Source organism: Amycolatopsis sp. A133, from assembly GCF_031082405.1.
Taxonomy (GTDB): Bacteria; Actinomycetota; Actinomycetes; order Mycobacteriales; family Pseudonocardiaceae; genus Amycolatopsis.
Genome location: NZ_JAVHJU010000034.1, coordinates 159,856 through 183,483, shown reverse-complemented (window position 1 = coordinate 183,483; position 23,628 = coordinate 159,856). Strand labels below are relative to the sequence as shown.

Below are 23,628 nucleotides of genomic sequence, written 5' to 3'. Positions count from 1 at the left end.
CTTAACGTCGGGGATCGTGCTTTCCGCCACGTACCCCTTTCCGCCGCTGCGGCTGCCCGCACGGCCGACCGCGAGCCGCTTCCTGCTCGCCGTGTTCCGGGCCCGGCTCGGCTCGGTGCTCGGTGCGGCCGCGATCGGGGTCGTCTGGGCCCTGCCCGGTGCGCTGGTGCCGCTGGTGATCGGCCAGGGCATCGGGGCCGTCAGCGCGCACGACGGCGCCGCGGTCTGGCGCTGGGCGCTGGCCGCGGCCGCGCTCGGTGTCGTGCAGACGCTGTCCGGGACCTGGCTGCACTTCCTCAACTACGGCCTGTGGCTGCACGGCGCGGGCTCGACGCAGCGGGCCGTGTCGGCGCACACCACGCGCGCCGGCGCGGCCCTGCGAGAACAGACGACCACCGGGAACCTCGTCGCGATCAGCACGACGGACATCAACCACATCGGCAACACCGTCGAGATGACCGGACGGGCGTTCGGTTCGCTGCTGGCGTTCGTCGTGGTGGCGGTGTGGCTGATCTCGACGTCGCCGCTGCTCGGCGTGGTCGCGCTGGTCGGTGTGCCGCTCGCGGTGCTGGGCATCGGGCCGCTGCTCGCGCCGCTGCAGAAGCGCAAGTCCGCCCAGCGCGAGAAGCGCGGGGACGTCAACGCGCTCGGCGCGGACATCGTGTCCGGCCTGCGGATCCTGCGCGGCATCGGCGGTGAGCGGCGGTTCTTCGCTCGCTTCCGCGACACGAGCCAGCGGGTGCGCCGGGCCGGCATCGAGGTCGGGAAGGCCGAGGCGTGGCTGGCCGCGGCGGAAATCGCGCTGCCCGGCCTGGTCACCGTGGTGATCACCTGGCTGGGCGCGCGGCTGGCCGTGGCCGGCGAGATCGGCCTCGGGCAGCTGGTGGCGTTCTACGGCGTTTCGGCGTTCCTCATCTGGCCGGTCACCGCGGCGACGGAGGCGGTCGGCTCGATCACCTCCGGCCTGGTCGCCGCGCGGAAGGTGGTCGCCCTGCTGGCCATCCGCCCGAAGCTGGCGGACCCGGAAACGCCGGTGCCGCTGCCCGAGGGGCCGCTGGAACTGGTGGACACCGAATCCGGGATCCGGGTCGCGCCCGGCAGGCTGACGGTCGTCGACTTCGGTGCCGACGGCGAAGCGGTGGCCGACCGGCTGGCGCGGTTCGCCGATCCGGCCGAGGGCGAAGAGGTGCTGGTCGGCGGGGTCCGGGCGGACCAGGTCGCGCTCGCGGAGCTGCGGCGGCGGATCGTCTACGCGCACAACCAGGACATCTGGTTCTCGGGCGTGCTGCGCGAGCAGCTGGCGCCGGCGCGGCCGAGCGATGTCAGCCTCACCGAAGCGCTGTACGCGGCCGACGCCGACGACATCGTCGACGCGCTGCCCGACGGCGTCGACGAGGTGATCGGCGAGCGCGGCCGCGAGGTCTCCGGCGGCCAGCGGCAGCGGCTGAACCTGGCCCGCGCGCTGGCGACCGGCGCCGACGTCCTGGTGCTCGACGAGCCGACGTCGGCGGTCGACGCGCACACGGAGGCACGCATCACCGAACGCGTCGCCGCACTGCGGCGGGGCCGGACGACGGTGGTGTTCAGCCAGAGTCCCTTGTGGACACACGTGGCCGATGAGGTTTTCACGGCGAAGGTGGTGACGGTGTGAAACGGCTTCCCACGGCGTCCCGGCAGGACGTCCGGCGCTGGGCGCTGAAGACGGCGCTGGGCCACAAACGCGAGTTCGGCCTGTTGCTGGGCTCTCTGGCGGTGGCCACGCTGATCGGGCTGGCCGGGCCGCAGCTGCTCGGCACGCTCGTCGACGACGTCGCCGCCGGCACCACGACCGGGCACGTCGACGTGCTGGCGGCGGTGTTCGTCGCGATCCTCGTGCTGCAGGCGCTGGCGCGGAAGGTCGCGCGGATGCGCGGCGCGGTGTTCGGCGAGCTGGTGCTGGCCGAGACGCGCGAGGAGTTCGTCGGGACGGCGCTGCAGCTGCCGCTCGGTACGGTCGAGGCGGCCGGGACGGGCGACCTGCTCAGCCGGGCCACCACCGACCTCGGCCGGATCGACCACGCGGCGCGGTTCGCGGCGCCGGAGATCCTGGTCGCGGCCGTGACCGTGGTGTTCACGGTGGTCGCGATGGTGCTGACGTCGCCGCTGCTGGCGCTGGGCCTGCTGGTCGCGCTGCCGCTGCTGGTCCCGGTGAACGTCTGGTACCAGCGGCGGATCCCGTCGGTCATGCAGTGGATGCTCGACCGGTGGGCGGACCTGACCACCAGCGTCCACGAGACGGCGGAGGGCGCGCGCACGGTCGAGGCGCTCGGGCTGACCGAGCGGCGGATCGACGCCGCGCACCACGCGCTGGACGAGAGCATCCTCGGTGAACGCCGGATGCGGGCGCTGCAGCTGCGGTGGCTGCCGTCGCTGGAGATCAGCTACGTGCTGCCGCTGGCGGTCATGCTGCCGCTCGGGCTGTTCGCGTACTCGCGCGGCTGGGCCGGGCTCGGCGAGATCACCACGGTGCTGTTGTACGTCCAGGCGCTGGCGGCCCCGCTCAACGAGGCGCTGTTCTGGCTGGAGGACCTGCAGGTCGCGGCGGCCGCGGCGCGCCGGATCCTCGGTGTCCGGTCGGTCACGGTCGAGGACGCGCAGAAGGTGACCGAGGTGCCGCGCGGGCGCGACATCGACGTCCACGGCGTCCGGTTCGGCTACACCGCCGACCGCGAGGTGCTGCACGGCATCGACCTGCGCGTGCCGCGCGGCGAGCGGCTGGCGATCGTCGGGCCGTCCGGCGCGGGCAAGTCGACGCTCGGGCGGCTGCTGGCCGGCATCGCGGCGCCGTCGTCGGGCTCGGTCCGGATCGGCGGCCAGGACGTGTCGGGACTGGCCGACGACGTCCTGCGCGGCGAGGTGCTGCTGCTGACCCAGGAGCACCACGTGTTCTCCGGGACGCTGCGGCAGAACCTGGCGCTGCCGACGCGGCGCGAGGGTGGGGACTGGACGGACGACGAGCTCCTCGCCGCCCTCGCCTCGGCGGGTGCGTCGGACTGGGTGGCGACGCTGCCTTCCGGGCTGGACACGAAGCTGGGTTCGGGCGAGCACCCGGTGCCCGCGGCGATCGCGCAGCAGCTGGCGCTGGCCCGGGTGGTGCTGGCGGACCCGCACACGCTGGTGCTCGACGAGGCGACGTCGCTGCTGGACACCGGCTCGGCCCGGGACCTGGAGCGGTCGCTGAACAGCGTGCTGTCGGGCCGCACGGTGATCGCGATCGCGCACCGGCTGCACACGGCCGCGGCGGCCGACCGGGTCGCGGTGGTCGAGGGCGGCCGCATCACCGAACTGGGCCCGCACGAGCAGCTGCTGTCCGCGGGCGGCTCGTACGCGCGGCTGGTGGCGGCGGCCAGTTAGTCCGGAATGTCCGGCATTCGTGGTGTGTTGCTCCCCAGGTAGCCGATCTTCTACCTGGGGAGTGCCATGTCTTTTGTGATGACCGCCGCCGAGCGCGAGCAGTTCCTGAGCGGGGTGCACGTGGGGGTGCTGGCGGTGGAGCGCGCCGGCCGGGCTCCGCTGGCGGTCCCGGTCTGGTACGACTACGCACCGGGCGGCGAGCTGCTGATCTGGATGGACCGCGACACGGTCAAGGACCGCGCGATCCGCGCGGCGGGCCGGCTGAGCCTGGTGGCGCAGGACGAGAACCCGCCGTACAAGTACGTGACGGTCGAGGGCCCGGTCGTGGCGAACGACGAGCCGCCGACGCGCGAGCAGGCCCTGCGGATCGCGAAGCGGTACTGGCCGGAGGACCAGGCCACGGCCTACGTGGACTCGGCGCTGGGTGAGACGTCGGTCCTGGTGCGGGTCCGGCCGGAGAAGTGGCTGTCGAACGACCAGAGCAAGGGCTGAGGGGGTTCCGGGGCTGTGGACAACTCCGGTCCGCAACCCCGGAACTGTCGGTGCCCCCCGGTAAACTGGTTACCGGGGGGCGAGGCCCGCCCTCAGGCCTTCACCAGCGCGTCGATCGCGCTGAAGAACATGCCGAGCCCGTCGTCCGACGGCCCCGTCAGCGCGTCGATCGCGTGCTCCGGGTGCGGCATCAGGCCCACGACCCGGCCGTTTTCGCTGCGGATCCCGGCGATGTCGTTGCGCGACCCGTTCGGGTTGCCGCCGACGTACCGGAACACGACGCGCCCCTCGCCCTCGAGCTCGTCCAAAGTGGACTGCTCGGCGACGTAACAGCCGTCGATGTTCTTCATCGGGATGAGGATTTCCGCGCCGGTGTCGTACCGCGTGGTCCACGCCGTGTCGGTGTTCTCCACCCGCAGCCACTGGTCGCGGCAGATGAAGTGCAGACCCTGGTTGCGGATCATCGCGCCCGGCAGCAGGCCGGCCTCGCACAGGATCTGGAACCCGTTGCAGATGCCGAGCACCGGCATGCCCGCGCGCGCCGCCTCGATCACCGGCGTCATGACCGGCGCGAACCGGGCGATCACGCCCGCGCGCAGGTAGTCGCCGTAGGAGAAGCCACCCGGGACGACGACCGCGTCGACCTCGCGCAGGTCTTCGTCGGCGTGCCACAGCGGCACCGCCTCGCCGCCGGCGTAGCGGACCGCGCGGGCCGCGTCACCGTCGTCCAGCGTGCCCGGGAAGGTGATGACGCCGATGCGCGCGCTCACGCGTCGACCCGCTTGATGGTCCACTGCTCGATGACCGGGTTCGCGAGGAAGCCCTCGGCGATCTTCTCGAGCGTCGCGTCGTCGACCGTGTCGTCGACCTCGATCTCGAAGTGCTTGCCCTGGCGGATCTCCTTGATCCCGGTGAAGCCGAGACGGCCGGCGGCGCCGAGCGCGGCCTGTCCCTGCGGGTCGAGGATTTCGGGCTTCGGCATGACGTCGACGACGACTCGGGCCACGGCAGGCTGCTCCTTATTCACGCAGGTCGTGGGTACCCCGCGAGCATAGTTCACCCGCTGAGCCCCCTGCCGGGGCCCACCGGGAAACCTAGACTGGCCGACGGCGCGGCGCTGCGCCATGATGAGTCGTTGACATCTCGCCAACAGGAGGCACCGTGGCCGTCCAAGACTCCTACGACTACGTCATCGTCGGCGCCGGGAGCGCGGGCTGCGTGCTGGCGAACCGGCTGACCGAAGACCCGGCGGCGCAGGTCCTGCTGCTGGAAGCGGGCGCGGAGGACACCGCGGACGAGATCCACATCCCGGCCGCGTTCCCGTCGCTGTTCAAGACCAAGTGGGACTGGAACTACGAGACCGTCGAGCAGAAGCACACGGGCAAGACGTCGTACTGGCCGCGCGGCAAGATGCTCGGCGGCTGCTCGTCGATCAACGCCATGATCTACATCCGCGGCAACCGCGCCGACTACGACGGCTGGCGCGATTCCCACGGCGCCGAAGGCTGGGGCTGGGACGACGTCCTGCCGTACTTCAAGCGCGCCGAGGGCAACGAGCGGCTCGGCGGCCCGCTGCACGGCACCGACGGCCCGCTGCACGTCGAAGACCGCCGGTTCACCCACGAGCTGTCGCACGCCTGGGTCGATTCGGCCGTCGCGTGGGGCCTCAAGCGCACCGACGACTTCAACGGCGAGAGCCAGGAAGGCGCCGGCGTCTACCAGGTGACCTGCAAGAAGGGCCGCCGGTGGTCCACCGCCGACGCGTACCTCCGGCCCGCTTCGGAGCGGCCGAACCTCACGGTGAAGACCAACGCGCCCGCCACCCGGGTCGTCTTCGAAGGCACCCGCGCGGTCGGTGTGTCCTATTTGGACAACGGCGTGGAGCGCACGGCGCACGCGTCGGCCGAGGTCGTCCTGAGCGGTGGCGCGGTGAATTCGCCGCAGCTGCTGATGCTGTCGGGCGTGGGCCCGGCCGAGCACCTGCGCGAGCACGGCATCAACGTCGTCGCCGCGCTGCCGGGCGTCGGCGAGAACCTGCACGACCACCCGGCGTGCGGGATCATCTGGTCGACGCGCGGCACCACCGACCTGGTCGACGCGGCCACCCCGCGCGGGCTCGTCCGCTACCAGCTGACGAAGCGCGGGCCGCTGACGTCCAACATCGGCGAAGCGGGCGCGTTCTACCCGACCACGGACGGCCTGCCGGCGCCGGACATGCAGATCCACGTGGCCCCGACGTTGTTCTACGACAACGGGATGCGCGAGCCGACGGTCCCGGGGTTCACGTCGGCGGCGACGCTGGTGGACGTCGCGAGCCGCGGACGGCTGCGGCTGAAGTCGGCGAACCCGTTGTGGAAGCCGGAAATCGACCCGGCGTACTACTCGGAGCCCCGGGACATGGAGACGATGATCGCGGGCCTGCGCTCGTTGATCGAGATCGGGAAGTCGGGGCCGCTGCGGCGGTTCCTGGACCAGCCGTTCCTGCCGGCGCGGCACGACTTGAGCGACGCCGAGCTGGCCGAGCACGTCCGGGAGAACACGCAGACGCTGTACCACCCGGTGGGGACCTGCGCGATCGGGTCGGTGGTCGATCCGCAGCTGCGGGTGCAGGGCGTGGAGGGGCTGCGGGTGGTCGATGCGTCCGTGATGCCGGTGGTGCCGCGGGGGAACACGAACGCGCCGACGATCATGGTGGCGGAGAAGGCGGCGGATCTGATCCGGGGCCGGTGAGGCGGTCCGCGACCTCGTTGCCGACGGGGAAGCTGATGCGCATCAGCCGGCTGTCCGCCCAGTCTTCGAGCCGGGTCGGCCGGATGGTGCCGGGGTCGTGGGGCTGGTTGAGATCCGCCACGATCTCCGCCAGCACGGCCCGGCGTTCGGCTGGGTCGGTGACCGGCGTCGCCCGTGCCGGCAGATCCGCACGGATCCCGTTCTTGAGGTGGAAGGTGAAGTCGGGATGGGCGAGCAGGTTCGCGTGCCAGCCGGTCGCGGCGCCGCCGGCGCCGCTGCACAGGTAAGTGGTGCCCGCAGCTCGGTAGAAGAAGATCTCGATGCGGCGTGGCCGGCCGGTGCGGCGCCCCAGCGTCGTGATGTCGATGATCCGTTCCCTGGTGCCCGCGGCGGGGGTGATCTCGATGGCTCGCCGGACGTGGTCGGGCAGGTGGGACACCGACGCGTCCCGTGCGGAGTCGTTCGACCCGGTCGCCTCCGAAGTGCTCATGCGGCCTCGGCCTGAAGGGCGGGACCGAGGAGGAGCCCACCGTCGATGACGTACTCCGACCCCGTGATGAACGACGCGTCCGACGACGTGAGGAACAGGAGAAGGCGGCTGACGTCGGCCGGCTCCCCGAGCCGGGGGATGGCGAACGGCTCGGGTGAGTAGAAGTCGGCGATGGCCGCGGCTGCGCCGGCTGCCGGTTCGTGGATGAAGGGGGTCGAGATCACGCCGGGGTGGATGGTGTTCACCCGGATGTGATCGCGGCCGAGCTCGAGTGCTGCCGCCCGGGTGAGGCCCCGCACGGCCCACTTGCTCGCGACGTACGGCGCGTAGTGAGCCGTGCCGCCCAGGCCCATGGTCGAGGCGATGTTGACGATGGCTCCCCCTCCTGCGCGGCGCAGAGCGGGGGCGGCGGCCTTGATGCCGAGGAAGGTCCCGGTGAGGTTGACGTCGAGGATGCGCGACCACGTGGCCTGCTCCGTGTTTTCGATCGTTGCCGGCGGATTCTGCACGCCCGCGTTGTTGACGAGCACGTTCAGGCCGCCGAAAGCGCTTTCAGCGGCCAGCACAGCGGCGGACCACGAGCTCTCGTCGGTGACGTCAAGGCGGGCGAAGCGAGCGCGGGTCCCGAGCTCGTCGGCGAGAGCGGCGCCACGGTCCGCGTCGATGCCGCCGATCACCACGTTCGCTCCCTCCGCGTGGAAGGCGCGCACGTGGCTCGAGCCCTGGCCGCCGGCCCCGCCGGTCACGAGCACGGTCTGGTTGTCGAAGCGGGGCATCAGCTGTTCCTCCGGTACGTGGACCAGTGGTGAGCCGAGCGACTCACCATCCCTTTCGACACTAGGTCGGCGACAGTGGCGAGTCAAGCCACTCACCTCGTATGCTCGGCCCATGAGCAGGGTCGTGACGACGTACCACCAGCGCGTCGCCCAGGAGAAGCGCGCGCTGATCGTGGCGGCCGCGACCGCACTGTTCCTCGAGCTGGGCTACGACCGGACGTCGCTGGCGCGGATCGCCGAGCGCTCGTGTGTTTCGCGGGCCACCTTGTTCAAGCAGTTCCCGACCAAAGCTGCCCTGTTCGACGCCATCGTGACCGAGTCCTGGTCAACCGCCGACGAGCAGGATCCTCCGCCGGCGGGCAACGTCGTCGCCGGACTCGGCATCATCGGTCGCCGTTACGCCGAGCTGCTGGGCCGGGCCCGGATGACCGACCTGTTCAGGATCGTCATCGCCGAGCTGCCGCGGTTCCCCGAGCTGGCCCATGCGCAGTTCTCGCAGGGGAAGATGCCCTACTTCGAGTCCGTGCGCAGCTATCTCCTGGCCGAGCACGAGGCCGGAACGGTGCGGATCGAGGACGTGGACCTCGCCGCCACCCAGTTCCTGGGCATGATCTCCAACTACGTCTTCTGGCCGGCACTCCTGGTGCCGGGCTGGGAGGTGAGCGCCGAACGCGTCGCTCAGGTGGTCGACGAGGCCGTCCGCACCACCGCCGCCCGGTACGCCGTGACCGGGCCGGGAGCCAACGACTGAGTACCGGGCCGCGGCTACGCTCTCAGCTGGCCGGCCCTCGGCCCCCCGGTATCCAGTTTACCGGCGGGCACCGACAATTCCGGAGCTGCGCCGGGGCTGCGGACGTCGGTTGTCCACAGCCCCGGGCCCGCTCAGCGCTTGCCGTGGAGGATGGTCACCAGCTTGGCCACCAGGGCGTCCGTCGATTCCTTGCGGTTGAACGACGTCAGCGTCAACGGGGCCGTGAAGCGCTGGCGGGCGATCGCCTTCGTGCGGGCGAACTCGCGCAGTCCCTCCGGGCCGTGGATGCGGCCGAAGCCCGAGTCGCCGACGCCGCCGAACGGCAGGGATGCGATGCCGGCGAACGACAGCGGTGCGTTGATCGCCGTCATGCCCGTACGCAGCTTCTCCGCCAGCTCCACGCCGCGGGACTTCGAGAACACCGTCGACCCCAGGCCGTACTTCGTGCTGTTCGCCTTCTCGACCGCTTCGTCCATGTCGCGGACCTTGGCGATCGTCACCGTCGGACCGAACGTCTCTTCCTTCACCGCCTCGGAGTCCTCGGGGACGTCGACCAGCACCGTCGGCTGCGCGTACCGGTCACCGACCGCGTCCTCGCCGCCGACGACCGCCTTGCCGCCGCGGGCCAGTGCGTCGTGGATGTGGCGCCTGATCACGCCCAGCTGGGACGGCATCGTCACCGGGCCGTACTGGGCCGCCTCGTCCGAGCCCGCGCGCACGTCCTTCGACTTCTCGACGACCTTCGCGACGAACTCGTCGTGGACCTTCTCGTGGACGTACACCCGCTCGACGCCGATGCAGGTCTGGCCCGAGTTGGAGAACGCGCCCCAGACCGTGGCGTCGGCCGCCGCGTCGAGGTCGGCGTCCGCGTCGACCAGCACCGGGTCCTTGCCGCCCGCCTCGATGACCACCGGCGTGAGCGTCGCGGCGGCCGCGGCCATGATCCGCTTGCCCGTCGCCGTCGAGCCGGTGAAGGCGATCTTGTCGACACCCGCCCCCACCAGCGCCGCGCCCGTCTCGCCGAAGCCCGTGATGAGCTGCAGCACCGGCTGCTCCGGCACGATCTCGGCGAACGCGTCGACCAGCCACTTCCCAACGCCCGGCGTGTACTCGCTGGGCTTGAACACCACGGCGTTGCCCGCCGCGAGCGCGTACGCGATCGAGCCCAGCGGCGTGAACACCGGGTAGTTCCACGGGCCGATCACGCCGACCACGCCCAGCGGCTGGTACTCGACGGTCGCCGCCTGGTTCGACATCAGCAGGCCGGCCGAGCGCTTGTGCTTGCCCAAGATCTTCTTCGCGTTCTTGCCCGCCCACGCGATGTGCTCGATGGCCAGGACGCTCTCGAGCTGCGCGTCGGCGATCGGTTTGCCGGTCTCGTCGCGGACCACCTGGCACAGCTGCGGCAGCCGCCGCGTCAGCACACCCTTCCAGCTCTTGAGCCGCTCGGCGCGCCCGGCGAAGCCGAGGCCCGCCCACCACTGCGCCGCGACGCGCGCCCGTTCGACCGCCGCCTGGACGTCCTCGGCGGTGTGGATCGGGTAGGTTCCGACCACCTCGTCGGTCGCCGGGCTGAGCGAGTCGAAGGTCTCGCCGACCGACGTCGGCTTAGGCTGGACGGCAGTCATCGGCGTCTCCCGTGGGTCGAGGGTCAGCCCAGGTTACGACGTTACTGACACTGTGCCAATATCTCGTGCGGGCTTCACCACCAGCATTGCACCGGCGATCGCCGCGGCAAAGACACCGAACAACGGCGGGAGCCACAACGGCAGCACGCCGACCGCCAGCGAGCCGAGCCCGAAGCCGCACGCCTGGACCGTGAAACTCAACGAGAACCCCGCTGACCTGCGGCTCTTCGGCAACAGGCGCTGCAGGTTGACCGAGGTCGCGGCGACCAGTGGTCCGCCGCACGCGCCGATCACCGCCACCGACGCGACCAAGCCCGGCCAGCCGAGGTCCGCGGTGAGCCCGAGCCCGCCGACGACGAACCCGCCGAGGAACAGCCGTGCATCGCCGGTTTTGCCCCGCCACGCGTAGAGCGCGCTGCCCGCGATGCTCGCCCCGGTCAGCACGGCGATCACCACCGGCGCGGCCGCCTCGGTCGCGCCGAGGCGCTGGACCAGCGGCAACGGCGCGACCTCGATCGTCGACGTCAGCAGCCCGATGGTGAAGGCGCAGCACAGCCACGGCAGGTAGGTGCCGAGCCGGGCCGGAACGTCCGGCGCGGGTGCCACCCGATCGTGAGAACTTCCGCGACGCGGGACGAGCACGGCGGCGGCGGCGCAAGCGGCAGCCATCGCGGCCAGTGGCACGAGCGGCCCGGCCATGTCGAGCACCGCGACCAGCGCCGGACCGCCGACGAGCACGCCGTCGAGGATCATCGCGTCGACGGAGATCGCCCGCGGGAGCAACCCGTCGTCGACCGTGTCGGCGAGCAGCGTCCGGAACGCGCCCGACACCGCCCCGCCCGTGATGCCGGGCAGCAGGACCAAGACGAGCAACCCGGCGCTCGGCGCGCCTTTCGCGGCGGCCACGGCCAAGGCGGCGAAGCCGGCGGCGGTCAGGAGCAGCAGTACCGGCAGCCCGCGCGAAGGGCCGACGCGGTCGAGCAGCCGCCCGACCGGGACCGCGCAGACCATCTCGGCGGCGACGAAGACGGCCATCAGCACACCGCCCAGCCGGTACGACCCGGTGGTGGCGGTGGTCAGCAGGGTGAACGCGAGCGGCGCCATGGTCGACGGGAGCCGGGCGAACTGGACCCCGGCCGACCAGCGCCAGTACGCGCGATGGGTGAACAACGACATGGCCGAACGCTCTCTCGGAGATCTCCTGAGGCACACTGATTCGGGTGAGAGCGAATCAACGGTGATCGAGCTCGTCCTGACCGCGGCCGGGAGCCAGCGCGTCCGCTTCGCGATCTCGCCGTTGGAAGAGGTGCTCGGCGCCGTCCAGACGTTGCTCGGCATCCGGCGGCACCCCGCGCACCTGCCGTGGCTCTCCGACGTGCCCGATGTGCCCGAGCTGGCCGCGGTCCTGAGCGCGCGGCACTACATCACGGAGTTCTTGAGCCCGCCGCCCGACGGTCCCGAGACGACCGCCGAAGCGCAGCTCGCGGTGGTCCGCGCGACGCCGCCGTCGCAGGTGGCGCTGGAACTGGGCATGGTCGACGCGGACCTGTCGGGGCTGCCCGCGAACCCGGCGGCTGCGCGCGACCTGCTCGCCGGCCAGCTGGAGACGGTGTGGCACGCGCTGCTGGCGCCGCAGTGGCCCCGCTTGCGCGAACTGCTCGCGGCGGACATCGCCCACCGGACGCGGCAGCTCGGTTCGGGCGGCCTCGCGGCGATGCTGGCGGAGCTCCACCCCAGCGTCCGGCTGTCGGGCACGTCGGTGCTGGTCGACGTCCGCGCCCGGGAGCGGCTGTCGATCGACTCGCGGGGGCTGCTGCTGATCCCGGCGGTGTTCGCGTGGCCGAACGTCGGCGTGGTGACGGTGCCGCCGTGGCAGATTTCCCTGCTGTACCCGGCCCGCGGAGTGGCTTCGCTGTGGACTTCCGTTGCGGCACCACCGGAGCCGCTGGCGGAGATCCTCGGCCGCACGCGGGCCCTGCTGCTGACAACGCTCGACGCACCCGCGGCGACGGCCGACCTGGCCCGCCGGCACGGGTTGGCCCCGGCGACGGTTTCGGCGCACCTGACGGCGTTGCGCGGAGCCGGGTTGCTGGCTTCGGCGCGCCGCGGGCACCGGGTGCTGTACCGGCGGACGGAGCTGGGTGACGCTTTGCTCACCGGTAAGCTCTGACAGCAACCTGTTGTCCACGCATTCTCGAGGAAGCGCCTAGCCCGTCGTGGTTGAATCATTTCGTGGCATAGGGCGCGCCTGGGGGTCGTCGAGGCGCTACAGTCGCGGGTCTCCGGCCGGAACAGGTGGCCGGGACTTCCGTGATGACCAGTCGAGGATGGTAATGATTCACCAAGGTGGCGAAGGCGGAGACACGTAGTTCCGCCTGCAAGAGCAGCAAGAGGCCCCGTCCATCGGACGGGCTACCTCGCCTTTTTGAGGTCGAGGCGCATCCCGACCCGAAGGCGTGGCGGGATGTTCCTCGCCACCAGGCACACCTCGGTCGGTCCGACACCGTTGCGCCGCACCGACAGCGAGTAGTCGTGTTGCCCCTTCACCAGTCCGATCGCATCACAAGCGACGTCGCTGCCCTCCGGTAGCTGGATCACGTATTCCAGATAGTCGGTGACGCAGGCGAACCGCAACGCGAATTCGTCCGGTCGCCGATCGCGCATCAAGGGGGCACACTTTCCCGGCCATTCTTTTTCGATCACCATGACGATTTCGTCGCCCCGCCGGGCCGGACTGCCGAAATGTGCGATTATTTCCAGCCTGCCGTCGTTCAGCCACGTCGACGTGGCGTCCCGCCGCGTGCCACCGATACCGTCCACTTCGAGCGACTTGACGTCCACCTTCACCTTGCGCCGGACTTTTTCGGGCTGATTCCAACCCGCTCCCGTGCGAATGGCGAAGAAGTCGAGCAAATCGCATTCGACGACCGCCTTGACGGTGATCACCTCGCTGGCGTCCCCGTTTGCCCGCACGACGGCGGACTCCACCCAGCTGGCGATCCGCCACGAGTGACCGTGCCGCTCCTTGAGGACGGTGCAGTAGTACTGGAGCAGCCGCCGATCGAGTTCCGTTCGTGACCGCCATTCCACCCGGTTCGCGATCAGGAGGATGTACAACCCGATCACCCCGAGCAACACCGCCACGATTGCGCCCGCCTTTATCGCCGAGTTACCCAGCAATGCGCTGAGCAGTCCGCCGAACGCGAGGATCCCGAGCACACCTTCCACCAGACCGACAATGCCGGTGTAGATGACATAGTCTCGGAGCCAGCCGAGGAAGCTCTTGAGCATCGGGCGCCCACTTCCCTGTAGCGACGGGTGCCGGACGCTCAAGAATAAGCCATTGCGGTATCTTTCGGCCAAGTTGCTCCGTCCGAGTGGACAAATCCCGGACATTCCGCAAAAACCGAAACCGAGCGTCACCGAGACCGGTGTTCCTCCGGTCGGCAGCCGAGACCGGCCCGCCCGGTGGCGACCCAGCGTGTTGGCGAGCTGCCGACAACGCGCCTAGGCTGGGATGGACCACCCGTGAAGGAGAACCATCGATGCGTATCGTCCATTTCGGACACGCCTGCCTGTTGCTGGAGACCGGTTCCGAGCGGATCCTGATCGATCCCGGGACCTTTTCCACCGGCTTCGAGGGTGAGCGGGAGCTGTCCGCCGTGCTGGTCACGCACCAGCACTTCGACCACCTCGACGTCGAACGGCTGCCGAAGGTCCTCGAAGCCAACCCGGGCGCCAAGCTGATCGTCGATCCCGGGTCCGCGCCCGAGGTCCGGAAACTCGGCTTGGAATTCGACGTCGCCGACGTCGGGGACACCTTCGCCGTCGGGGAGACCTCCGTCAAGGCCGTCGGCGGGGAGCACGCCGTCATCCACTCCGACATTCCCGTCATCCCGAACATCGGGTACGTCTTCGGCGACGGCGCCTTCTTCCACCCCGGAGACTCGTTCTTCGTGCCCGAGCAGAAGATCGACGTCCTGGGCCTGCCGACCGGGGCGCCCTGGCTCAAGGCCGGGGAGGCCGTCGACTACCTGCGGGCCGTCGCGCCGCGGGTGGCCGTGCCCATCCACGAAGCCGTACTCGCCAATCCGGCCATGCACTACGGCCTGTTCGGCAACCTCGCGCCCGAAGGCACCGAGGTCAAGGTGCTCGACCGGGGCGAACCGGCGAAGTTCTAGCCACCCACGCCTCGACGCCGTCGAGGAAGCGGTCCACGCCGAAGCCGAGTTCCGCCGGCAGCCCTTCCTGTTCGTACCCGGGGTCGCCGGCGGCTTCGGCCTCGTGGACCGTTGTCAGCGCCGGGTATTCCGCCGGATCCAACACGGCCGCCAGGGCCCGCGCCAGCCCGCCGTTGTCGCCCCGGCCGGCCAGGTCGAGGCTGATCTGCGCCGTGCCGCGGACGACCGCCGTCAGGTGCAGCGCCGCCGCCCTGGCCTCGGCGCCCGTCAAGCCGGCCGCGAGCAGGGGCCGCAGCAGGCGGTCGAGCCAGGCGAGCTGGTTGGGACCGACCGGGGTGTGGTCGAGCGGGACCCGCAGGATCCACGGGCGGGTCTGGAAGCCGGCCCACAGGGCGCCCACCCACTGCCGGACCGCCGGCCGGAAGCCGTCGTCGAGCTCCGGCGGCCGCCCGGCGCCGACGTCGGCGACGACCTCGAGCAGCAGGTCCTTGCTCGGGATGTGCTTGTAGAGCGCCATCGTCGAGTAGCCGAGCTCGGTGGCGATCCGCTGCATCGACAGCGCCTCCAAGCCGTCCGCGTCCGCGATCCGGACGGCGGCGTCCGCGATCCGCGCCACGGTGAGCTGCGCCCGGGGCCCGCGCCGCCCCCTCGAGCGGCCGGCCCACAGCACTTCGAGACTGCGCTCCACGTTGTTGTCGTGCATCCGCCCATCCTAAAACCGTGTATGCCATACACTCAGGTGTATGACCTACACAGTTTCCTGGTGGCGCCGTCCCTGGATCGTTCCGCTGCTGCTGGTGGCGGCGGCGTTCCTGGCTTTCTCCCTACCGCCCTACTTGACCTTCGACCCGGCCCAGTCCCGCCTGAGGCCGCCGGAGCACAACACCGTCTACTACCCCGCGCTCGTCGCGCACGTCCTGTTCGGCACGGTCGCGATGGTGACCGCGTGCTTCCAGATCTGGCCCGCGTTCCGCGCCCGCTACCGGCGCGGACACCGGATCACCGGCCGGATCTACGTCTTCTGCGGCGCGCTGCCCGCCGGCCTGCTCGGGTTGTACATCGGCTGGCACACCGCGGCGGGTCCGTCCGTGCGGGTGGCCAACCTCGTGGGCTCCGCGCTGTGGATCGGGGTCACCGTCGCCGGCCTGTGGCTGGCCCGGCAACGCCGCTACGGCGAACACCGCCGGTGGATGTCACGCAGCTTCGCGCTCAGCATGTCGATCGTGCTGAGCCGGGTCGTGAACGTGATCGCCACGATCGTGCTGACCCCGCAGGTGGACACCACGTTCCGCGGCAGCGAGGAGCTCATGCGCTACAGCGCCGCCAGCATCGGCGTCTGGCTCAGCCCGCTGGTGCTGCTCCTGCTCACCGACTGGCTGCTCGAACGCCGCAAACCCGCGAAACGTCAGGCCGCGACCGCGCGCAGCGAACCGTAAGTCGCCCCGAAGGCGCGGTTCTCCAGCGCGACGTCCACCGCGTCCAGCAGGGCCTGGCGGAGGCCGGGGCGGGTGAGGTCCGTGGCGTCCGCCCCCAGCCGGACCAGCCCGCCCCGGCGAGCCGCGCGCGCCGCCGCCAGCACCAGCGTGAAGCAGCGCACCGTCTCCGTGCGGTGCGACTGGCTCGTGAACTCACTCACCCGGGCCCGGCGCACTTCGCCGGTGACGAGGTCCCGCACCGCGCCGAGGTCGGCGCACAGCCGGAAGCCGTGCTCGGCCAACGCCTGCAGCGTGCCCTGGGACGCGATCCAGCGCGGCGGCGCGAAGCCGTCGACCGCAAGACCGGCGTTGTCCAGCGCGGCCTTCGCGGCGATCAGCCGCAAGCGGGCCTCGTGCGCGGGCAACGTCGCGAACTCCGCCTTCTTGCCCAGGTACACCGTGCGGTGCGTGGGTGTGACGGTGTGGTCATAACCGTGCAGCAGCACGGAATCACCACCACGGGCGCGGGTGCGGACCCACTCCGTCACCGGGCCTTCGCCGGTGCGGGCGGCGTACAACACCGAGAGCGGCACTTTGCGGCGGTCGAGCTCGGCCGCCAAGTCGGCGCACCGGTGCAGCGTGCGCGGGGTGATTCCCGACAGCGAAACCAGCAAGCGAGCGTCCACGACCACCATTGGGACCCACGCGTCTGACGCTCCCGTGAACTGCGCAGGACGGGCGGGCGACCGTTGCCGGAAGCCTCAAACGCCCTCACGCAGGCGCTTCACCGCCACCGCGATCCGCCCCCGCAGGTCCGGATCGGCGACCTGGCCGTCCCCGACGTCCGCGCGGGAAACCGGGATCCGCGCGCACGCCTCTTCGACGATCTTCGCGCCCGCGTACGTCAGGACCTTGCGCAGCGAGTCGTGCGCGTCCCGGCCGCCGGTCGGCGCCGCGATCGAGGACGCGTTGATCCACGCCACCGGCTTGCCGTACATCTCACCGCCGCCCACGGTCCAGTCGAGCAGGTTCTTGAACGAACCCGGCAGCCCGCCCGCGTACTCCGGCGTGCAGATCAGGACCGCGGCCGCCTCCCCGATCGCGGCGCGCAGGCCGGCGACCGCGGGGTGCAGCGGGTCGCGGTCGTCATCGGGGTTGAAGTGCGGCAGGTCGCCGAGGCCGGTGTACGTCTTGCTCGCGGTGAGGGTCGCGACGGTCCCCAGCACCGCCGCATTGCCCGAGCCGGCTCGCAGGCTGCCGCAGATCAGCAGGATCACGGGGCCAGTCTGCCAGCGAAAGCCCGGTGATGCGGCGGTACGCCTCGAGGTAGCGCTCGCGGGTGGCCGTCACCACCTCGGGTGGCAGCGGCGGCAGCGCGGACACGCAGTCCCACCCGGACGCCGGGTCGACCAGCCAGTCGCGCACGTGCTGCTTGTCGAACGACGGCCGGCCGACGCCGGGCTGGTGACCTTCGGCGAGCCAGTAGCGCGCCGAATCGGGCGTCAGCAGCTCGTCCGCGAGCACCAGGCCGCCGTGGGCCCCGATGCCGAATTCGAACTTCGTGTCGGCCAGCAGCAGGCCCTGCTCCGCGGCCCGCGCGGCCCCCCGGCGGTACAGCTCCAGCGACGCCTCCCGGACCTCCTCGGCGAGCGCGCGGCCGAGCACCGACACGAACGTGTCGAAGTCGATGTTCTCGTCCTTCTCGCCGGGACGGGCCTTGGTCGACGGCGTGAAGATCGGCTCGGGCAGCCGCGCCGACTCGGCCAGCCGGGGCGGCAGCGCCAGCCCGCACACCGCGCCGGACCGGCGGTAGTCCGCGTACCCGCGGCCGGTGAGGTAACCGCGGACGACCGCCTCGACCGGCAGCATGTCGAGCCGCTCGACCAGCAGCGCGCGGCCGCGCACGGACTCGGGGATGAGCGGCCCGTCGCAGGTCACGAGGTGGTTCGGGAGAACGTCGGCGAGCTCGCGGAACCAGAACACGCTCATCGCGGTGAGCACCCGGCCCTTGTCGGGGACCGAGGTGGGGAAGACCTGCTCGAAGGCGGAGATGCGGTCGGAGGCGACGATCAGCAAGTGGTGGTCGCCGACGGCGTACAGGTCGCGGACCTTGCCGGTGGCGAGCCGGGGGAGGGGTGTCACGCGCTGAACCCTAACGCGCACCCTCCGCCACCATGGATGATGCTGGCATGGCGTACGACTGGATCTCGGTGACCACCGACTACGGCCTGCGCGACGGCTTCGTGGCGGCCTGCCACGGCGTGATCGCGCGGCTGGCGCCCGCGGTGCGGGTGATCGACGTGACCCACGAAGTGCCACCCCAGGACATCCGGCACGGGGCGATGGCCCTGGCCCAGACCGTCCCCTACCTGCCGGAATCGGTGCACGTCGCCGTGGTCGACCCCGGCGTCGGCACCGCCCGGCTGGGCGTGGTCGTCGTCGCGGAGGACGGGCTGCTGGTCGGGCCGGACAACGGCCTCCTGCTGCCGGCCGCGCAGGCGCTGGGCGGGGTCCGGGCGGCGTACGAGCTGGCGGAGCCGTCGCTGCGGCTGCCGGCGACGTCGGCGACGTTCCACGGACGGGACGTCTTCGCGCCCGCGGCCGCGCACCTCGCGCTCGGCGTGGCCCCGGCCGACTTCGGCGATCCGGTGGACGACCTGGTCGCGATGCCGGAACCGTTCGTGGCCGCGTTCCCCGGGAAGCTCGTGTCGGAGGTGCTGACGGTCGACCACTTCGGCAACGTCCAGCTCGCCGCGACCCCGGCGGACCTCGAGCTCTCGGGCCTGACCGGCGCGGTGTCCGTGCACAGCGAGCGCGTGGCGGTGACCACGGTGCTCGGGCGGACCTTCGCCGACGTGCCCGCCGGCGCGTCGGTGCTCTACACCGATTCGGCGGGGCGGCTCGCCGTCGCCGTGAACGGCGGCTCCGCGGCGGCCCTGCTCGGGCTCGGACCGGCCCAGGAGTGCACGATCACCTCGTCGCCGACGGCGACCTGACCCGGCCGCAGCACCGCGGCCTTCATCCCGAAGACGACGCCGCCGCTCGGGCCACGCCGGTAGGTGGCGAGGGTGCGGATCGGCTCGGGGCCGGCCTTCGCGCCGGTTTCCTGGTCGATCATCGGGACCGTGCAGCGGACGCACTTCTCGGCGTAGCCGAACTTCGCGGTGCCCGCGGTCAGCTCGCGGGCTTCGTCCTCCCGGTGGGGTTCGGCCCAGCCGGAGATGACGATGTTGGGGCGGAAGCGGTCCATCGGGACGGGTTCCCCCTGGCCGGCGGCGATCCGCTCGTTCAGAGCGTCCAAAGAGGACTCCGAGGCGATGAGCAGGGCGTGCGCGTCGCCGAAGGCGGCCACGCCCGGGAACTCACCGCCGCTGACGCGGTGATGGTCCGGCGTGACACCGATCAGTTCGGCCGGCCGGCCGAGCAGGTCCGAGAACCACTCGTCGGCTCGGGGGTCCTGCCGGACGCCCTCGCCGTGCCAGGCGAGCATCGACACCGGGCGCCGCGAGCCGTCGCGCCGGATGTCGAAGACGACGTCTTCGCGACCGGGGGCGGACAGCGCGAGCCGGTCGCCCAGCACCCGCGGCCGGACGCACGCCATGGCCGGGTGCTCCCGCTGAGTGAGGATGTCCCCGTCCGGCGTGACGACCTGGAAGACGCGGTCGTGCGCGAGCCCGGTTCCGGTCACCTCGGCGGACGGCACGTCGGTGCCGGCGCAGGCCTTGACCGGGTAGTACGTCAGCCGAGCGATTCTCGCCATCTCCGCAGGCTACCCGGGCTGCGGCCGCCGAAGCTTCTCCTTGTCAGAGCACCTGCGAGAGGAACCGCTGCAACCTCGGGCTCTGCGGTTCGTCGAAGATCTCCGCCGGCCGGCCCTGCTCGACGATCCGGCCCGCGTCCATGAACGCCACCTCGTCGGCCACACTCCGGGCGAAACCCATCTCGTGGGTGACCACGATCAGGGTGAGTCCGCGCGAAGCCAGTCCCGCCATGAGGTTCAGCACGCCCTTGACCAGCTCCGGGTCCAGCGCGCTCGTCGCCTCGTCGAAGAGCATCACCTCGGGGTCCATCGCCAGCGCCCGGGCGATCGCGACGCGCTGCTGCTGGCCGCCGGACAACGCGCTCGGGCGGTACGGGGCCTTGTCCGCGAGACCGACCTCCGCCAGGCGGGCGCGGGCGATCGCCGACGCCTCCTCCTTGCTCAGCTTCTTCACGCTGCGCAGCGGCAGCACGATGTTGTCCAGCACGCTCCGGTGGCCGAAGAGGTTGAAGTGCTGGAACACCATGCCCACGCGCTGGCGCAGCGCGTCCGGGTCGGCCTTGATCACCGATTCGCCGTCGAGCAGCAAGTCGCCCGAATCGGGCTCCTGCAGGCGGTTCACGCACCGCAGGAGCGTCGACTTGCCGGAGCCGGACGGGCCGATGACACACGTCGTCTTCCCGCTCTCCACGCGGAGGTCGACCCCGCGCAGCACCTCCAGGGTGCCGAAGCTGACGTGGATGTCCCGCAGTTCCACGCTGGACGAACGCACCGCCGTCGTCACGAGCCGACCTTCCCGCTGGCCACCAGGTCCAGCTCGTCTCCGTCGCCCGGATCGTCCACACGCACCTTGCGCCCGGTCCGGAGCTTCTTGTCGATGTAGTTGACCAGGTGGGTCAGCGGCACGGTGATCACCAGGAAGAACACGCCCGCGGCGACCAGGGGCGACAGGTTGCCCGTGTTGGCCGCGAGGTCCTGGCCGATCCGGAACAGCTCCCGCTGCCCGGACAGCAGCCCGAGCACGTAGACGAGGCTGGAGTCCTTGACCAGCGCGATGAACTGGTTCACCAGCGCCGGCAGCACGCGCCGCACGCCCTGCGGGATGATCACCAGCAGCATCGACTTGGTGTAGCTCATCCCGAGTGCCCGGCTGGCCTCCAGCTGGCCCTTGTCGACGCTCTGGATGCCGGACCGGAAGATCTCCCCGATGTAGGCGGCGGCGATCAGGGACAGCGCCAGGATGCCCATCGGGTACGGGTTGGTGCCGACGACGTCCCGCGCGAGCGTGCCGAGCCCCTGACCGATCAGCAGGATCGTCAGGATGGCGGGCAGCCCGCGGAAGACGTCGGTGTAGATCCGCGCGGGCCAGCGCAGCCACCACTTGGTGGACAGGCCCATCACCGCCAGCACCATGCCGAGCACGGTGCCGATCAGCGCCGAGGACACCGACAGGATGAGCGTGTTGAGCAGGCCGGTCTTCAGCAGGTCCGGCAGGACCTGGGAGATGTAATCCCAGTCGAGGAAGGTGTTGACGAAATCGTCCATTGTGGAATTACTGCCCCGGCTTGAACTCGGCGGGCACCGGCGCGGTGGGCTCGAACTGATCGTGCACCTTGACCCAGGTGCCGTCCGCGATGACCTTCTTCAGGCCGTCGTTGATCTTGTTGATCAGGTCCGTGTTGCCCTTCTTGAAGGCGAACCCGTGCGGGATGGTCGTGGTGATCGCCTTGGTCACCTTGAGCTTCGCATCGGCGTTGTTCTTCGCGTAGTCCTCGGCCGTGGCCTGGTCGAACACGGCGCCGTCGATCGCGCCGGTCTTGAGGGCGTTGAGGGCCGCAGCGTCGTTCGGGAAGCGGACGGCCTGCGCGGTCGGCGCGTTCGAACCGAGCCACGTGTCCGAAACCGTGCCCTGGACGACCCCGATCCGCTTGCCCGCCAGCGAGTTCTCGTCGGTGATGCCGGCGGTCTCCTTGGCTTCGATGCCGAGGGACTGGTAGTTGTACGGCGCCGAGAAGTCGACGGTCTTCTTGCGGGCGTCGGTCTGGGAGATCGCCGAGCTGCCGATGTCGAACGTGCCGTTCGCGACCTGGCCGAGCAGCGCCGAGAACTCCGTCGCGGCGAACTCCAGCTTCAGGCCTTCCTTGGCCGCGATGGCCTTCAGCAGCTCGTTGTCGAACCCGGTGTAGTTGCCGTTCTCCTGGTAGGCGTTCGGCTTCGAGTCGCTCAGCGTGCCGACGCGCAGGGTCTTCTCGCCGCCGCTGTCCGAGCCGCCGCACGCCGTGAGCGCGGCCAGCAAGGTCGCGGTGATTACCGTGACCAGCGTTTTCTTCATGCTTCTCCTAACCCTGGAACCCGGCCGGCACCGGAGCGGTCGGCAGGAACTGCTGGTGCAGCTTAAGCCAGGTTCCGTCGGAGATCACCTGCTTGAGCCCGTCGTCGATCTTGCGCAGCAGCTCGGCGTTGCCCTTCTTCACCGCGAAGCCGTGCGGCACATCGGTGACGAAGCTCTTGACGACGACCAGCTTGGCGTCCGGGTTGCCGGTGACGTTCTTCTCGGCGATGCTCTGGTCCAAGATGTACGCGTCGACGGCCCCGCTCTTCAGCGCGGTCAGCGCGGCGGCGTAGTCGGGGAACCGCACGGCCTGCGCCGCCGGGACCGTGCTGGTCAGCCAGTGGTCGCCGACGGTCGCCTGGATGACGGCGACGCGTTTGCCCGCCAGCCCCTGCTCGTCGGTGACCGGCGTGCCCTGCTTGGCCTGGATGCTCATCGTTTCGAAGTCGTAGGCCGCCGAGAAGTCCACCGTCTTCTTGCGCTCGTCGGTTTGCGCGATCGCCGAGCTGGCGATGTCGAAGCGGCCCGACGCGACCTGCCCGAGCAGGGCGGAGAAGTCGGTCGCGGCGAACTCCAGCTTCAGGTTCTGCTTGGCCGCGATGGCCTTGAGCAGCTCGTTGTCGAAGCCGGTGTAGTTGCCGTTCTCGAGGTAGATGTTCGGCGGCGCGTCGCTCAGCGTCCCCACCCGCAACGTCGAGGAAGCGCTGTCCGAGCCGCCGCACGCGGTCAGCGTGAGGGCGGCCGCCAACACGGTGACGATCAGCTTCTTCATGTCACGCATCCAGGTTCTTCACGGGCAGGCCGGGACCGCCCGGCTGCAGTTCCTTCGACAGCGGCGTGTTCTTGTAGAACTGCCCGTAGATGCGGGCGACCGTGCCGTCCGCGACGGCCTTGGCCAAGCCGTCGTTGAGCTTCTTCAGCAGATCCGGGTTCGTCTTGGCGACGGCGAACGCCGACGGCGTGTCCTTGTCCTCGGCGGTGTACCCGAGTTCCAGCGGGACACCCGGGTTCTGGTCCAGGTACTTCTGCCCGATGTCCTGCGGTACGACCCAGCCGTCGAGGGTGGCGTTCTTGAGCTGCGCAAAACCAGCGTTGTAGTCCGGGAAGCGGACGACCTGGGCGCCGGCGACCTTGCCCGCGAACTCGTCCTGCACCGAGCCCTGGACCACGCCGAGCCGCTTCCCGCCCAGCGCAGCGACGTCCTCGAGGTTCGCGCCCTTCGCCGTGACGACCGTGGTGAAGCCCGTGTTGTAGCCGTTGGAGAAAGCGACCGTCTTCTTGCGCGCCTCGGTGCTCGAGATCGTCGAGCTGCCGATGTCGAACTTGCCGGTCGCGACGCCGGCGAGCAGGCTGGAGAACTCCGTGCCGACGAACTCGACCTCGAAGCCCTCGCGCTGGGCGATGTCGCGCAGCAGCTCGTTGTCGTAGCCGGTGAAGCGGCCGTTCTCCAGGTAGATCGACGGCGGGGCGTCGCTCAGGGTCCCGACGCGGAGGGTCTGCCCCGCGGCCGAGGTGCCCGACCCGCCGCACGCGGCCAGGGTCAGCGTCAGCGCGCCCGCGGTGACGACCGCGGCGATCTTCGACAGCGTGGATCTCATCGCTTCTTCCAGAGGTTGGCGCGCCAAGGGCGCGAGGAAAGCACGTCAGGTCATCGGGTAGACGTCCTGACGCTCCGGTTTC

26 protein-coding genes are annotated in these 23,628 nt (G+C 70.7%); 9 read left to right on the top strand and 17 right to left on the bottom strand.

The window, feature by feature from the left end:
- Positions 1-16: 16 nt before the first annotated feature.
- From Q5425_RS22770 to Q5425_RS22760, 3 genes are all read left to right on the top strand, one after another.
- Positions 17-1,651: an ABC transporter ATP-binding protein gene (locus Q5425_RS22770; RefSeq protein ID WP_308674298.1), complete on the top strand. Its 1,635-nt coding sequence runs from the start codon at positions 17-19 to the stop codon at positions 1,649-1,651.
- Positions 1,648-3,393, top strand: coding sequence for an ABC transporter ATP-binding protein (locus tag Q5425_RS22765; RefSeq protein ID WP_308674297.1), 1,746 nt, complete (start codon positions 1,648-1,650; stop codon positions 3,391-3,393). The genes Q5425_RS22770 and Q5425_RS22765 overlap by 4 nt, the downstream gene beginning before the upstream one ends.
- 66 nt (positions 3,394-3,459) lie before the next feature.
- A complete protein-coding gene (locus tag Q5425_RS22760; protein ID WP_308674296.1) occupies positions 3,460-3,885 on the top strand; it encodes a pyridoxamine 5'-phosphate oxidase family protein in 426 nt (141 codons plus the stop codon).
- Between the two features lie 92 nt (positions 3,886-3,977).
- On the opposite strand, the gene purQ is transcribed toward Q5425_RS22760, so the two are convergent.
- Positions 3,978-4,655, bottom strand: coding sequence for a phosphoribosylformylglycinamidine synthase subunit PurQ (gene purQ / locus Q5425_RS22755; protein ID WP_308674295.1), 678 nt, complete (start codon positions 4,653-4,655; stop codon positions 3,978-3,980).
- Positions 4,652-4,891 (bottom strand): phosphoribosylformylglycinamidine synthase subunit PurS, encoded by a 240-nt coding sequence (gene purS, locus Q5425_RS22750; RefSeq protein ID WP_125308766.1) that lies wholly within the window; start codon positions 4,889-4,891, stop codon positions 4,652-4,654. Before purS ends, purQ begins: the two co-directional genes overlap by 4 nt.
- 155 nt (positions 4,892-5,046) lie before the next feature.
- Here purS and Q5425_RS22745 point away from each other — a divergent pair, with 155 nt between their 5' ends.
- Positions 5,047-6,615, top strand: coding sequence for a GMC family oxidoreductase N-terminal domain-containing protein (locus Q5425_RS22745; RefSeq protein ID WP_308674294.1), 1,569 nt, complete (start codon positions 5,047-5,049; stop codon positions 6,613-6,615).
- Here the strand turns inward: Q5425_RS22745 and Q5425_RS22740 are convergent.
- Both Q5425_RS22740 and Q5425_RS22735 read right to left on the bottom strand, forming a co-directional pair.
- On the bottom strand, positions 6,572-7,105 hold the full coding sequence (locus tag Q5425_RS22740) for a nitroreductase/quinone reductase family protein (protein WP_308674293.1): 534 nt from the start codon (positions 7,103-7,105) through the stop codon (positions 6,572-6,574). The genes Q5425_RS22745 and Q5425_RS22740 overlap by 44 nt on opposite strands.
- Entirely contained in the window at positions 7,102-7,881 is a 780-nt protein-coding gene (locus Q5425_RS22735; RefSeq protein WP_308674292.1) for a glucose 1-dehydrogenase, read from the bottom strand. Before Q5425_RS22735 ends, Q5425_RS22740 begins: the two co-directional genes overlap by 4 nt.
- A gap of 112 nt (positions 7,882-7,993) precedes the next feature.
- Between Q5425_RS22735 and Q5425_RS22730 the strand changes: the two genes are divergently transcribed.
- Positions 7,994-8,632: a TetR/AcrR family transcriptional regulator gene (locus Q5425_RS22730; RefSeq protein WP_308674291.1), complete on the top strand. Its 639-nt coding sequence runs from the start codon at positions 7,994-7,996 to the stop codon at positions 8,630-8,632.
- A gap of 131 nt (positions 8,633-8,763) precedes the next feature.
- Here the strand turns inward: Q5425_RS22730 and Q5425_RS22725 are convergent, their stop codons facing one another.
- Positions 8,764-10,260 carry an aldehyde dehydrogenase family protein gene (locus Q5425_RS22725; RefSeq protein ID WP_308674290.1) on the bottom strand — a complete coding sequence of 499 codons (1,497 nt, stop codon included), beginning with the start codon at positions 10,258-10,260 and terminating at the stop codon, positions 8,764-8,766.
- A 33-nt stretch (positions 10,261-10,293) separates the two neighbouring features.
- Positions 10,294-11,436, bottom strand: coding sequence for an MFS transporter (locus Q5425_RS22720; protein ID WP_308674289.1), 1,143 nt, complete (start codon positions 11,434-11,436; stop codon positions 10,294-10,296).
- A 61-nt stretch (positions 11,437-11,497) separates the two neighbouring features.
- Here Q5425_RS22720 and Q5425_RS22715 point away from each other — a divergent pair, with 61 nt between their 5' ends.
- The gene (locus tag Q5425_RS22715) at positions 11,498-12,430 is read left to right on the top strand and encodes a DUF5937 family protein (protein WP_308674288.1); all 933 of its coding nucleotides are present in this window, start codon (positions 11,498-11,500) and stop codon (positions 12,428-12,430) included.
- Between the two features lie 242 nt (positions 12,431-12,672).
- On the opposite strand, the gene Q5425_RS22710 is transcribed toward Q5425_RS22715, so the two are convergent.
- Positions 12,673-13,551 carry a hypothetical protein gene (locus tag Q5425_RS22710; protein WP_308674287.1) on the bottom strand — a complete coding sequence of 293 codons (879 nt, stop codon included), beginning with the start codon at positions 13,549-13,551 and terminating at the stop codon, positions 12,673-12,675.
- A 254-nt stretch (positions 13,552-13,805) separates the two neighbouring features.
- Between Q5425_RS22710 and Q5425_RS22705 the strand changes: the two genes are divergently transcribed.
- Entirely contained in the window at positions 13,806-14,441 is a 636-nt protein-coding gene (locus Q5425_RS22705) for an MBL fold metallo-hydrolase (RefSeq protein WP_308674286.1), read from the top strand.
- Here the strand turns inward: Q5425_RS22705 and Q5425_RS22700 are convergent.
- Complete coding sequence (locus Q5425_RS22700; protein WP_308674285.1) at positions 14,404-15,144, bottom strand: TetR/AcrR family transcriptional regulator; 741 nt, start codon at positions 15,142-15,144, stop codon at positions 14,404-14,406. The two genes, Q5425_RS22705 and Q5425_RS22700, sit on opposite strands and share 38 nt — an antisense overlap.
- 40 nt (positions 15,145-15,184) lie before the next feature.
- Here Q5425_RS22700 and Q5425_RS22695 point away from each other — a divergent pair, with 40 nt between their 5' ends.
- Entirely contained in the window at positions 15,185-15,877 is a 693-nt protein-coding gene (locus Q5425_RS22695; RefSeq protein ID WP_308674284.1) for a DUF2306 domain-containing protein, read from the top strand.
- Here Q5425_RS22695 and Q5425_RS22690 read toward each other — a convergent pair.
- The 3 genes from Q5425_RS22690 to Q5425_RS22680 form a co-directional block, all read right to left on the bottom strand.
- The gene (locus tag Q5425_RS22690; protein WP_308674283.1) at positions 15,847-16,551 is read right to left on the bottom strand and encodes a DUF2334 domain-containing protein; all 705 of its coding nucleotides are present in this window, start codon (positions 16,549-16,551) and stop codon (positions 15,847-15,849) included. The two genes, Q5425_RS22695 and Q5425_RS22690, sit on opposite strands and share 31 nt — an antisense overlap.
- A gap of 66 nt (positions 16,552-16,617) precedes the next feature.
- On the bottom strand, positions 16,618-17,082 hold the full coding sequence (locus Q5425_RS22685) for an NAD(P)H-dependent oxidoreductase (protein WP_308674282.1): 465 nt from the start codon (positions 17,080-17,082) through the stop codon (positions 16,618-16,620).
- Entirely contained in the window at positions 17,003-17,998 is a 996-nt protein-coding gene (locus Q5425_RS22680; RefSeq protein ID WP_308674281.1) for a phosphoribosylaminoimidazolesuccinocarboxamide synthase, read from the bottom strand. The genes Q5425_RS22685 and Q5425_RS22680 overlap by 80 nt, the downstream gene beginning before the upstream one ends.
- Before the next feature lie 47 nt (positions 17,999-18,045).
- Here Q5425_RS22680 and Q5425_RS22675 point away from each other — a divergent pair, with 47 nt between their 5' ends.
- Positions 18,046-18,852, top strand: a complete 807-nt coding sequence (locus tag Q5425_RS22675; protein WP_308674280.1) for an SAM-dependent chlorinase/fluorinase — start codon at positions 18,046-18,048, stop codon at positions 18,850-18,852.
- Here Q5425_RS22675 and Q5425_RS22670 read toward each other — a convergent pair.
- Genes Q5425_RS22670 through Q5425_RS22645 form a run of 6 tightly spaced genes read right to left on the bottom strand, consistent with a single transcriptional unit; the run spans position 18,735 to position 23,546 of the window.
- Entirely contained in the window at positions 18,735-19,616 is an 882-nt protein-coding gene (locus Q5425_RS22670; RefSeq protein WP_308674279.1) for an MOSC N-terminal beta barrel domain-containing protein, read from the bottom strand. The genes Q5425_RS22675 and Q5425_RS22670 overlap by 118 nt on opposite strands.
- 43 nt (positions 19,617-19,659) lie before the next feature.
- Complete coding sequence (locus Q5425_RS22665) at positions 19,660-20,400, bottom strand: amino acid ABC transporter ATP-binding protein (RefSeq protein ID WP_308674278.1); 741 nt, start codon at positions 20,398-20,400, stop codon at positions 19,660-19,662.
- Entirely contained in the window at positions 20,397-21,161 is a 765-nt protein-coding gene (locus tag Q5425_RS22660; protein WP_308674277.1) for an amino acid ABC transporter permease, read from the bottom strand. The genes Q5425_RS22665 and Q5425_RS22660 overlap by 4 nt, the downstream gene beginning before the upstream one ends.
- Positions 21,162-21,168: 7 nt before the next feature.
- Complete coding sequence (locus Q5425_RS22655) at positions 21,169-21,948, bottom strand: ABC transporter substrate-binding protein (protein ID WP_308674276.1); 780 nt, start codon at positions 21,946-21,948, stop codon at positions 21,169-21,171.
- A gap of 7 nt (positions 21,949-21,955) precedes the next feature.
- The gene (locus tag Q5425_RS22650; RefSeq protein ID WP_308674410.1) at positions 21,956-22,720 is read right to left on the bottom strand and encodes an ABC transporter substrate-binding protein; all 765 of its coding nucleotides are present in this window, start codon (positions 22,718-22,720) and stop codon (positions 21,956-21,958) included.
- A 1-nt stretch (position 22,721) separates the two neighbouring features.
- A complete protein-coding gene (locus Q5425_RS22645) occupies positions 22,722-23,546 on the bottom strand; it encodes an ABC transporter substrate-binding protein (RefSeq protein ID WP_308674275.1) in 825 nt (274 codons plus the stop codon).
- Positions 23,547-23,628 lie beyond the last annotated feature (82 nt).

Coding starts and splice junctions, on each gene's coding strand:
- Q5425_RS22735 (WP_308674292.1), bottom strand. CDS start 7,881: ATGCCCCGCTTCGACAACCAGACCGTGCTCGTGACCGGCGGGGCCGGC.
- Q5425_RS22655 (WP_308674276.1), bottom strand. CDS start 21,948: ATGAAGAAAACGCTGGTCACGGTAATCACCGCGACCTTGCTGGCCGCG.
- Q5425_RS22650 (WP_308674410.1), bottom strand. CDS start 22,720: ATGAAGAAGCTGATCGTCACCGTGTTGGCGGCCGCCCTCACGCTGACC.
- Q5425_RS22660 (WP_308674277.1), bottom strand. CDS start 21,161: ATGGACGATTTCGTCAACACCTTCCTCGACTGGGATTACATCTCCCAG.
- Q5425_RS22695 (WP_308674284.1), top strand. CDS start 15,185: ATGACCTACACAGTTTCCTGGTGGCGCCGTCCCTGGATCGTTCCGCTG.
- Q5425_RS22670 (WP_308674279.1), bottom strand. CDS start 19,616: ATGGCGAGAATCGCTCGGCTGACGTACTACCCGGTCAAGGCCTGCGCC.
- Q5425_RS22760 (WP_308674296.1), top strand. CDS start 3,460: ATGTCTTTTGTGATGACCGCCGCCGAGCGCGAGCAGTTCCTGAGCGGG.
- Q5425_RS22675 (WP_308674280.1), top strand. CDS start 18,046: ATGGCGTACGACTGGATCTCGGTGACCACCGACTACGGCCTGCGCGAC.
- Q5425_RS22705 (WP_308674286.1), top strand. CDS start 13,806: ATGCGTATCGTCCATTTCGGACACGCCTGCCTGTTGCTGGAGACCGGT.
- Q5425_RS22710 (WP_308674287.1), bottom strand. CDS start 13,551: ATGCTCAAGAGCTTCCTCGGCTGGCTCCGAGACTATGTCATCTACACC.
- Q5425_RS22700 (WP_308674285.1), bottom strand. CDS start 15,144: ATGCACGACAACAACGTGGAGCGCAGTCTCGAAGTGCTGTGGGCCGGC.
- Q5425_RS22725 (WP_308674290.1), bottom strand. CDS start 10,260: ATGACTGCCGTCCAGCCTAAGCCGACGTCGGTCGGCGAGACCTTCGAC.
- Q5425_RS22740 (WP_308674293.1), bottom strand. CDS start 7,105: ATGAGCACTTCGGAGGCGACCGGGTCGAACGACTCCGCACGGGACGCG.
- Q5425_RS22730 (WP_308674291.1), top strand. CDS start 7,994: ATGAGCAGGGTCGTGACGACGTACCACCAGCGCGTCGCCCAGGAGAAG.
- Q5425_RS22645 (WP_308674275.1), bottom strand. CDS start 23,546: ATGAGATCCACGCTGTCGAAGATCGCCGCGGTCGTCACCGCGGGCGCG.
- Q5425_RS22720 (WP_308674289.1), bottom strand. CDS start 11,436: ATGTCGTTGTTCACCCATCGCGCGTACTGGCGCTGGTCGGCCGGGGTC.
- Q5425_RS22690 (WP_308674283.1), bottom strand. CDS start 16,551: ATGGTGGTCGTGGACGCTCGCTTGCTGGTTTCGCTGTCGGGAATCACC.